This window comes from Alkalibacterium sp. MB6 (genome assembly GCF_009935905.1).
Taxonomy (GTDB): domain Bacteria; phylum Bacillota; class Bacilli; order Lactobacillales; family Carnobacteriaceae_A; genus Alkalibacterium.
This window is the reverse complement of the sequence record NZ_PREX01000070.1, coordinates 1-800: the sequence shown is the minus strand read 5'-3', so window position 1 is coordinate 800 and position 800 is coordinate 1. Positions and strand designations below refer to the sequence as shown.

The 800-nt window shown below is 34.4% G+C and carries 1 protein-coding gene; it reads right to left on the bottom strand.

Annotated features, from left to right (window positions below; all coding sequences use genetic code 11):
- Positions 1-85 precede the first annotated feature (85 nt).
- A complete protein-coding gene (locus C3945_RS11705) occupies positions 86-442 on the bottom strand; it encodes a hypothetical protein (RefSeq protein WP_161879827.1) in 357 nt (118 codons plus the stop codon).
- Between the last annotated feature and the right edge of the window lie 358 nt (positions 443-800).

The following is an 800-nucleotide window of genomic DNA, read 5'->3' as shown; positions in this document are numbered from 1 at the left end:
ACCTTAATCGACAGAAATCATCATACGAGCAACGAGAAATTTGGGAAACATAATTTTTCATAGATTATTGGGAGTTACCCTTTTTTTATTTTCCTTCTATTACTTTAGCAGGCATTGGTAAATTTCCTCCAGAATAATTTGGATGATAAAGCCAACCTTCGTATATTGCACCATTTCGACCATCAGTCCTTCTGGTTATAGTAAGATGTCCTCTATAGCCTACTCCATAATAGAATCTTGTTACGAATTGGGTCCTTTCTGGAAAAACAGCACTAGTTGTTAAAAATTCACTTTGCCAAATCCTATAAGGTTGATCACGTGGTACTGAAGCTTGTTCTATAGTGTCAGCCTCTAGAGGTTCAAGAGTCTCAGCACTAGCTTCGTTTGAAAAAATTGCTAAAGTTAGGATAGCAATTAATAATACGAATACTTTTTTTAACATTTTATCTCCTCCTAAAATTCATCATCTAAAAGAAGTGGCATACTGGGTCCGCTTCTTTTTTGAAGCAATCCAACATAAGTAGCTCTATAAAAACCTCTGTCTTGATAAAACTCTTGAAGATTGACGTACCCAACGTAACCGTCTATTATCTTATATATTCTCGTGGGGATGGGTCTATATACTAATCCATTAGTTCTGTCCATATTGTAAGCACTTAAACTATAATTTTCATATATAGTAAACGCTTTTCTTACTGTTTCCGAATTGTTTCCTATAATCCCAGTCAAGTCCATAATATTGTGTAAAATACAGTACACTGTTTTCGTGTCTTAACCTTGCGGTCAAAATTGAATATATT